General features: G+C 66.1%; 8 protein-coding genes and 1 pseudogene. 4 read left to right on the top strand and 5 right to left on the bottom strand.

What is annotated here, in order from left to right; translation table 11 throughout:
* Window positions 1–69: 69 nt before the first annotated feature.
* Window positions 70–1,191 (bottom strand): polyamine ABC transporter substrate-binding protein, encoded by a 1,122-nt coding sequence (locus tag ACV22W_RS28145; protein WP_448022749.1) that lies wholly within the window; start codon window positions 1,189–1,191, stop codon window positions 70–72.
* A gap of 240 nt (window positions 1,192–1,431) precedes the next feature.
* Here ACV22W_RS28145 and ACV22W_RS28140 point away from each other — a divergent pair, with 240 nt between their 5' ends.
* On the top strand, window positions 1,432–2,265 hold the full coding sequence (locus ACV22W_RS28140) for a helix-turn-helix transcriptional regulator (protein ID WP_448022748.1): 834 nt from the start codon (window positions 1,432–1,434) through the stop codon (window positions 2,263–2,265).
* A 179-nt stretch (window positions 2,266–2,444) separates the two neighbouring features.
* A pseudogene (locus ACV22W_RS28135) lies at window positions 2,445–2,664 on the top strand (porin); the annotation flags it as partial.
* 54 nt (window positions 2,665–2,718) lie between these two features.
* Here the strand turns inward: ACV22W_RS28135 and ACV22W_RS28130 are convergent.
* The 4 genes from ACV22W_RS28130 to ACV22W_RS28115 form a co-directional block, all read right to left on the bottom strand.
* Window positions 2,719–3,192, bottom strand: coding sequence for a hypothetical protein (locus ACV22W_RS28130; protein WP_448022747.1), 474 nt, complete (start codon window positions 3,190–3,192; stop codon window positions 2,719–2,721).
* Between the two features lie 154 nt (window positions 3,193–3,346).
* Entirely contained in the window at window positions 3,347–3,814 is a 468-nt protein-coding gene (locus ACV22W_RS28125; protein WP_448022746.1) for a sodium:proline symporter, read from the bottom strand.
* 34 nt (window positions 3,815–3,848) lie between these two features.
* Complete coding sequence (locus tag ACV22W_RS28120) at window positions 3,849–4,508, bottom strand: nitroreductase (RefSeq protein ID WP_448022745.1); 660 nt, start codon at window positions 4,506–4,508, stop codon at window positions 3,849–3,851.
* A gap of 167 nt (window positions 4,509–4,675) precedes the next feature.
* Window positions 4,676–5,632: a LysR substrate-binding domain-containing protein gene (locus ACV22W_RS28115; protein WP_448022744.1), complete on the bottom strand. Its 957-nt coding sequence runs from the start codon at window positions 5,630–5,632 to the stop codon at window positions 4,676–4,678.
* Between the two features lie 57 nt (window positions 5,633–5,689).
* Between ACV22W_RS28115 and ACV22W_RS28110 the strand changes: the two genes are divergently transcribed.
* Both ACV22W_RS28110 and ACV22W_RS28105 read left to right on the top strand, forming a co-directional pair.
* Window positions 5,690–6,592 carry a DMT family transporter gene (locus ACV22W_RS28110; RefSeq protein ID WP_448022743.1) on the top strand — a complete coding sequence of 301 codons (903 nt, stop codon included), beginning with the start codon at window positions 5,690–5,692 and terminating at the stop codon, window positions 6,590–6,592.
* 557 nt (window positions 6,593–7,149) lie between these two features.
* Window positions 7,150–8,304, top strand: a complete 1,155-nt coding sequence (locus ACV22W_RS28105) for a branched-chain amino acid ABC transporter substrate-binding protein (protein WP_059536583.1) — start codon at window positions 7,150–7,152, stop codon at window positions 8,302–8,304.
* Window positions 8,305–8,336 lie beyond the last annotated feature (32 nt).

The following is an 8,336-nucleotide window of genomic DNA, read 5'->3' as shown; positions in this document are numbered from 1 at the left end:
GCGCGGGCCGGCTGCGATGATCGGCTGCGGCCGGCCGGGCGGATACGATATGGTCCATGATCGTCGCCCTCAACCGCCCGACTTCAGCTGCAGCCACAGGCGGTTCTGCATTCGAGCGATGTCGGCGCTGCGCGGCATCGCGAGCGACGTCTTCGCGATTGCGGCGTCCGACAGGTAGACGCCCGAATCCTGTGCGATCGCAGGCGTCACGAACGCTTTCGCGGCCTTGTTCGCACTCGGATAGAAGATCTCGTTCGTGATCGCCGCGTTGGTCTTCGGCTCCTCGATATAGTTGATCCACTTCAGCGCGGCTTCGGGGTGCGGCGCATCCTTCGGGATCGCCATCACGTCGAACCACAGCAGCCCGCCTTCCTTCGGATTCACGTAGCGGATCTCGTACGAACGCTTCGCATCCAGCGTGCGGCGCCGCGCGACGCTGACGTCGCCGGACCAGCCGAGCACGACGCACACGTCGTTGTTCGCGAGGTCGTCCGCGTAGCCGGCCGAGCTGAACTGCGTCACATACGGACGGATCTTCTTCAGAACGTCGTACGCGGCCTGATAGTCCGCCGGGTTCTTGCTCTCCGGGTCCCTGCCCATATACTGCAGCGCGGCCGCGAACGCAGCGTCCGGCGCGTCGAGCAGCGAAATGCCGCACCCCTTCAGCTTCGCCGCGTTCGCGGGATCGAACAGCAGCGCCCAGCTGTCGGTGGGCGCCGCGTCGCCGAGCCGCTTCTTCACCGCCTCCACGTTGTAGCCGATGCCCGTCGTGCCCCACGCCCACGGTACGCCGTACTGGTTGCCCGGATCGGCCTTCGCGATCATCTTCATCAACACCGGGTCGAGGTTCGCGAGATTCGGCAGTTTCGATTTGTCGAGCTTCTGGTACACGCCGGCCTGGATTTGCTGGGCGAGATAGTTCGACGTCGGCACGACGATGTCGTAGCCCGAGCTGCCCGCGAGCAGCTTGGTCTGCAGCGTGTCGTCGCTGTCGTAGCTGTCGTAGCGCACCTTGATGCCCGTCTGCTTCTCGAATCCGGACACCGTGTCCTTCGCGACGTATTCCGACCAGTTGTACACGTTCAGGTTGGCATCGCCCGCACGGGCAGGCAGGCTGGCCGTAGCGGCCAGCGCCACCGACGTGGCAAGCGCGGCGCGCAAGGCCGCGCGACGACGGAAACGGATACGCATGGGGATTCTCCTTGTGATGGATATCGGCCGTGACGCCCGGTCCGGATCCGGAACGGCGTCGACGCCGTCAGTCGGTGTTCAGCACAAGGGGCAATGTAGAGATCGCGGCTCGTATCGTCAGTCCCGAAAACCGGGACAAACGTCATCGTCGTTCGGGGCCGTTTGGGTAGATTCCCGCGTAGGCAGTCGAAAATTTTCGTGATACCTGTAGGCCACCCGATTTCTTCGACACCCGACGCCATGAGCGCTGCGCTTTCCGCCCCCGATCTCCCGCTGAGTCATGTCGCATTCGTGACCGATACGCTCGGTGACATCGCGCAAGCGATCGGGACCCCGCAGTTCATACGCGCCGTGTACGACACGCTCGTGCGCTACGTCGACTTCGACGCCGTGCATCTCGACTACGAACGCGGTGCGGCGTCGGGCAGGCGCAGCGTCGGCTGGATCGGCAGCTTCGGCCGCGAGCCCGAGCTTGTCGCGCAGGTGATGCGCCATTACTACCGCAGCTACGCGAGCGAGGACGTCACGTACGCGGCCATCGACAGCGAAAGCGACACGCAGCTGCTTCAGGTGTCGTCGCAGCGGGTCGCGAGCGAGCTGCGGCACCTGTTCTTCGACGCCGGCGACATTCACGACGAATGCGTGGTCGCGGGCGTGACGGGCGGCACGCGCTACTCGATTTCGGTCGCGCGTTCGCGGCGGCTGCCGCCGTTTTCGCTGAAGGAGCTGAGCCTGCTGAAGCAGCTGTCGCAGGTCGTGCTGCCGATGGCGTCCGCGCACAAGCGGCTGCTCGGCGCGGCCTGCGCGGACGAAGCGCCGCGCGACGAACTCGATCTCGACCTCGTCGCGCAATGGCTACCGGAACTGCAGGAACGGCTGACCGCGCGCGAAATGCACGTGTGTGCATCGTTCATCCAGGGCATGACCTCGGCGGCGATCGCGCAGTCGATGGGCCTCAAGACCTCCACCGTCGATACCTACGCGAAGCGTGCGTTCGCGAAGCTCGGCGTTGACTCGCGCCGGCAGCTGATGGCGCTCGTGCTCAGGAATGCATCACGCCGGCACGATGCGTGAGCGTTCAGCGTGCGTTCTGCCGAACGGTTGCGCGCGCATCCATCACCACTGCGCCTCATAACGATTCGACAATTTGTTGGTTCCCTCGACGATGCGCCGTCCGTATCGTTCACCGACTCGTCGGACTTATCGACCGACGGGAGAATCCAACAAAGAGACGAATCCAGTCATTCGCACTGCTCGCTCTTCCGGCCTCGCTCCATGCCGTCGGCGCGGACTACGTGCTGTCGAAGCGCACCGACCTGTACGCGCTGTTCGGCTACCAGAAGGCGAGCGGCAATACGCTGAACGCGAGCGGCGCAATCGTGAAGGCCGCCGCATCGGTCGGCTCGTATGGCGTGAACTCGGGCACCGATACGCAGGAACGCTGCGATCGTCGGCATCCGCCACAAGTTCTGACGGCACCGTCCCGTCGCATTGACCCGGCGCCGGCACACCTTGATGTGCGTCGACTCAATGCCGGCGCATTCCACCGAACCCGTGCTCCCCGCCGACGAAAGCCGGGCCACGATGAAAGCCGGTGCCCATCGGCACACCGACGCGGCCACGCACGCCTCCGTCGAAATGACCGAAGTGACCGAAGTGGTCGAAGCGATGCCGATGATGGAAACGGTCGATGAAGACGAAACTGACACCCGTGCCGACGAACACCGCCGGCCCCCAGTACCACGGGTCGGCGTACGGATAAGCGGTGTCCGGGTACCACACGATGGTGCCGTCCTGGCTTTGCATCATCTGCCAGGTGCCGTCGCTTTGCCGGCACGCGCGCCCGACGATCTGCTGCTGCGTGCCGTCGATTTCCGCTTGCACGACGACCGCACGGCAACGGGCGCCCTCATCCGGCGTGTCGTCGTACGTTTGCGCAAGCACGCACATGGAACAGCCGAGACAAACGACGCCCATCCCGACCCGAAACAAGTTGCACATGATCGGCTCCCGCATGATTGCCCCGACCACCCGATCCCTGGCATCACGAACGACGCGCGGCTTCGTATCGGGTCACCCGACCATTAGACGATGTAGCGTGCCGGATTATTCCAGGGGTCGGGATGCGAATGCGCGACGCAAGGACCTTCAGCGATCATGCGCGCGGCGAGCGCCGGACGATGCAGTAGACGCCCGCCGCAACGACAGCGAACACCACATGGGCGACCAGCGTGATTGCGCCGCGCACCGCCGCGAACCACGGGAACACCGCGGTGAACACATGCAGGTTGATGACGTAGAGAACGCATCCGAATGCGCCGCCCGCAAGCAGCGCGGCGCCCGGCGACAGGTTGCGGACCATTCTCGCCAGAACGGCCGCATAGGCAAGCGACAGCGCGGCATGCACCAGCGTCGCCACGCCCATGATCGTCGGATCGAAGCCCGCTGACGCACCGAGCACGGATTGCCCCATCACGAGGGCGGCCGTCAGGCGCGCGTCGCGAAGCAGGTTGTGAAAGGCGTCTTCTCCGGCAATCGGCCAGAGCAGCAGCTCGATGACGGTCGAGCCGAACGCCGCGCCGAACGCTGCCCAGAGAATCGGGACCGCACCGGTCTGCTTCAATTGCCCTCCGCGGCAACGGCGCGCCGTGCGCGCCTTACAACGGGCGTTCGCAATCCGTCCAGTACGCGAACGGATCGCGGTGCTTCGGGTAGTGCTCGTCGAGCCATTTCAACAACGTCGCACGCGCGTTGTCCAGATCGGCCTTCGACGACGACGTCGTCATCTCGTGCACTTCGACGGACTTTTCCCGATCCATCACGTAGCAGTTCCAGTCGGGGCCGTCGAGATCCGGATCGTCGGACGCCTTCGACGACTTGCGCCAGCCGAACCCCTTGCGCGCATCGATGTAATAGCGCGGATGCACTTTCAGATACGACATCTCGCCGCCCTGCAGGCTGCTTTCCGCGCGCAGCACGTCGCGTTCATCGACGATCTGCGTGACTTCCGGAAGCCGGCGCGAGCGCCAGCCGGCCGGCAGCGTCGCCGTCGCCCGCACGGCGTCGTACGGGCCCCACGTGAGGCCCCAGGCCTCGGCCATGCGCTTCATGAACGCATCCGCGCCCGGATAGCCGCGCAACTGGATTCTCGTCGACAACGTGACTTCGACGCGGCCGTCGGCGCCCGCGGGGTCGCCTGCCGCTTCGAACGGATTGCCCGGACGCGACGCGCGCTGCTGCGCATCCGCGGGCGCCATGCCCGAAAACAGCTGGTCGAGCGCCGCACGCGCTTTCGACGACTTGTCTGGTCTATTCATTACTCACTCTCTCCCTCTGCATCCGCACGTCTGCAAAAACTGTCGATTCTCGTTCATCTTCGGATCTCGCGGTTTTCCGCGGTCGCATTGTCGACGATCCCATGGCCGCGGTCGAGCGCCAGCGGCGTCGACGCACGTCGCGTCGCCGGTCCCGACGCTGCCGTCGCCTACCCCAGCGCCGCCCGCATCCGCTCCATCAGCGCGAGCACTTCCGGACGATTCTCGCCCTTCGCATGCACGAAGTGATACCTCAGCAGCGACTCGACCTCATGGCGGCTCACGCGCACGAGCGCGCTGCGCCTGAGATATGCCTCAGCGAGCGGCATCCGCGCCAGGGCCACGCCGAGCCCGGCTTCGGCCGCCGCGAGCACCAGGTTGTAGTCCTCGAAGCGGCGATCCTGCGCGCGCGGCTTGAACGGAATGCCGAGCGCGTCGAACCAGGTACGCCAGCCCGTCACGTCGGAGTCGTGCAACAGCGGCATCTCGAGCAGCGCCGCGTCGCCGTTTCGACGGCGCAGCGCGGCCAGTTGCGCGGCGAGCCGCGGATGCGCGACCGGATAAAGCGTTTCCGGCATGAACTCGTGAGTCTCGAGCTGACGCCAGTTGCCGCGTCCGTACCGGATCGACAGATCCGCTTCGCCGGCGGCGATATCCACGTTGCGAAGCTCGATGCCGAGCTCGATGCGCAACGCGGGCGCTTCGCTCTCGAGCGCACGCTGGCGCTCGAGCAGCCAGAGCTGCGCGAACGCCGGCACCACGCTCATCCTGACCAGCCGCGGCGTGCGCGGCGAGCGCCACTGATCGGCCGCGCCGTCGATGATCGCGAACGCCTGTTCGATCCGGCCGACGAAGCGCTGACCGTCCGGCGTCAGCCGCACGCCGCGCGCATGACGTTCGAACAATGCCATGCCCAGCCAGTTCTCGACGGCCGCCACACGCCGGCTGATCGCGCCATGCGTGACGCCGGAGGCATCGGCGGCCGCCAGAAACGAACCCTGCCGCGCCACCGCGCACACGGTCTCAAGGCTGGCCAGCGGCGGCCGCGGGCCGGGTGCCGACGCGAGGGCCGGCAGCGCGTCCGCCACACGCTGCCGCATGCGCACCGAGCTGTGAGCCATATTCATACCCGCATGTTGATCTGTGCGCTAGCTTAACATCTGACCACGCCGCACCATTGCCGCATGAACACGCTTTCTTCCCCCTCGTCGCGCGGCGCGCGACTGCCGCTCGTCGCGGCCGGCGCGGTGGCGTTCACGATCGTCTCGTGGGCCTCCGCCTTCCCGTTCATCCGCATCGGCCTGCACGGCCTGGCCCCGCTGCAGCTCGCGGCCGCACGCTTCGCGACCGCGGCCGTGCTCGTGATCGCATGGCTCGCGTGGCGGCGGCCTCGACTGCCGGCCACGGGCGACGCGTTGCGCTTTCTCGTCTGCGGCTTGCTCGGCATCGCGCTCTACAACGCGCTGCTCAATACCGGCGAGCAGACCGTGTCGGCCGGCGCCGCGAGCTTCATCGTGAACACGCTGCCGATCTTCACGGCGGTGCTGGCCGCGGTGTTTCTGCGCGAACGCTTCAATCGCTGGGGATGGCTCGGCTCGCTGGTCAGCCTGGCCGGCATCGCGGTGATCGCGCACGGACAGCCGGGCGGTCTCGTCCTCGGCTCCGGGAGCACGCTGATTCTCGGCGCGGCGCTGTGTTCGGCCAGCTATTTCGTGTTGCAGCGGCGGCTGATTCCCGTGTACGGCGCGCTGCCCTGCGCCGCCTATACGCTGCTGGCGGGTGCGGTGCTGCTCACGCCATGGCTGCCCGGCGCGCTCGTGTCGCTCGGCGGCGGGGCTTCGCGCGACACGACGCTTGCCGTCCTGGTGCTCGGCGTCTTTCCCGCCGCGCTGGGCTACGCGACGTGGACCTTCGCGCTTGGCCACTTCGGCGCGGCGCGCGCCGCCAATTTCCTCTATCTGACGCCGGCGGTCGCGACGGCATTGTCGATGGCGCTGACGGGCGAGCGCCCCGGCATCGAGACGGTGTGCGGTGGCCTGCTGGCAATTGCCGGCGTGATACTCGTGGCCTTGCGCGGACGGACATAGGCGCGCGGTTTCGTCGGACGACAAGACTTGCTCGAAGAACGACGGGGGCGCGGTTCCGCCAAGCCGGGCCCCGTCGGCTGCAAAACTGACACACATGCAGTTCGACACCGCGCGCCAATTCATCGACGCGGGCGGACTTGACCGTTAGTTGCATCAATCGGATGGCGGCTTTGCTGCGGCGTGACGATGAAAGTGTGCAGACAAACCGACCGAACAGTTCTCGACTGATTGCGTTGCACTGTCCATGGTCATCGGTGGCGGTCCGGTCGAATAATCGGAGCATTCGACGGTACAAAACAGCCACATCTGCGCGAAAAGCCGCGCAAGCGCATCATATTTGCGCAAGGCCGGGCAATTCGCGCAAGCGGGCGCAAACGGGTTCAGATATATTCATACCAATTGCATGTCGTCAGACGAAATCGCCGGTCTCGACGGCCCGGCGACATGCAAGCCGAACCCGTCATGGGTCACGGAGACTCGTCCGGCTCGCCGATCGCCTCACGAGGGCGCGCGGCCGACCGGGCGGTAATAGAAATATCAATCAACGGAGATGGCAGATGGAACGAAGCATTGTCGGCATGCGCTGCAAACCCCTGATGACCGTCGCACTGGCCGCCGCCGCATTCGCGGCCGCATCGGGCGCGATGGCCGACCAGGTCGTGAAGATCGGCAGCGTCGAACCGACGACGGGCGGCATTTCGCATCTCGGCAAGGACAATGAGAACGGTGCGCGCCTCGCGGTCGAGGAAATCAATGCGAAGGGCCTGACGATCGGCGGCAAGAAGATCACGCTGCAGCTCGACGCGCAGGATGACGCGGCCGACCCGCGCCAGGCCACGCAGGTTGCGCAGAAGCTCGTCGACGACAAGGTCGTCGCCGTCATCGGCCACCTGAACTCGGGCACCTCGATTCCGGCGTCGAAGATCTACAGCGACGCCGGCATCGTGCAGATCTCGCCGTCGGCCACGAACCCCACCTACACGCAGCAGGGCTTCAAGACGACCTATCGCGTGGTCGCGACCGACGCGCAGCAAGGTCCGGCACTCGCGAGCTACGCGCAGTCGAAGGGCGTGAAGAGCGTGGCGGTGATCGACGATTCGACCGCGTACGGCCAGGGCCTCGCGAACGAATTCGAAAAGAAGGCGAAGGCGCTCGGCCTGAAGGTGCTGTCGCACGATGCGACCAACGACAAGGCCGTCGACTTCCGCGCGATTCTGACGAAGGTCAAGGGCGAGAACCCAGACGCGATCATGTACGGCGGCATGGACGCCACCGGCGGCCCGCTCGCGAAGCAGGCGAAGCAGCTCGGCCTGCGCGCGAAGATCCTGTCCGGCGACGGCGTGTGCACCGACTCGCTGGCCGAGCTGGCCGGCCCGGCGGCCGACAACGTGCTGTGCTCGCAGGCCGGCGCGGCGCTCGAGAAGATGCCGGGCGGCGCGGCGTTCCTCGCCAAGTACCAGAAGCGCTTCAACCAGGGCATCAAGTTCGATGCGCCGTTCGCGTACGACGCGGTCTATATCGCGGTCGACGCGATGAAGCGCGCGAACTCGACCGACCCGGCGAAGATCCTCGCGGCGATGCCGTCGACGAAATATGAAGGCGTGATCGGCACGACGACGTTCGACGCGAAGGGCGACCTGACGCACGGGATCATCTCGATCTACGGCTACAAGAGCGGCAAGAAGACCTTCCTCGACCAGGTGAAGATGTAACGCCCCGCGACGCCGGCACGACGGGAACGCCA

Source organism: Burkholderia sp. AW49-1, from assembly GCF_053427845.1.
This window is presented reverse-complemented; position numbering and strand designations above follow the sequence as displayed.